This is a genomic window from Arthrospira sp. PCC 8006, assembly GCF_046480465.1.
Lineage (GTDB): Bacteria > Cyanobacteriota > Cyanobacteriia > Cyanobacteriales > Microcoleaceae > Limnospira > Limnospira platensis.
This window is the reverse complement of sequence record NZ_PKGG01000579.1, coordinates 1-408: the sequence shown is the minus strand read 5'-3', so window position 1 is coordinate 408 and position 408 is coordinate 1. Positions and strand designations below refer to the sequence as shown.

Here is a 408-nt window from a genome sequence, read left to right as displayed (position 1 = left end):
TTGCTGTAATGCCCGGCAAATCTTTACGATATCTCGCGCAAATTGATAACTCTTATCCCTCAAGATAGATTTTCCCACAGCTTAGTTAGTTAAAAGTTAATAGTTAAAAGTKAAAAGTAATGTGAAACTAGAAGTTGGAAGTACTTTTAACTTTTATCTTTAGTACTGTTTTTCCCACAGCTTAGTTAGTTAAAAGTTAATAGTTAAAAGTGAAAAGTAATGTGAAACTAGAAGTTGGAAGTACTTTTAACTTTTAGCTTTTCACTTTTATCTTTAGTTCTGTTTTGCCACAAAAAAAACGTCCGAAACAGCACCTCCATATCCAGCCCCAAACTCCACTCCTCCACATAACGCGCATCCATCGCCACGCGGTCGCGGATGGTTTCCTCCGAAGAGACATCGCCGTGG

Annotated in this window: 1 protein-coding gene; it reads right to left on the bottom strand. The window is 38.1% G+C overall.

The annotated features are described in order from the left end of the window. Positions 1-227 precede the first annotated feature (227 nt). A partial coding sequence (locus B9T16_RS29465) for a hypothetical protein (protein ID WP_410246476.1) occupies positions 228-408 on the bottom strand: 181 nt, incomplete at its 5' end.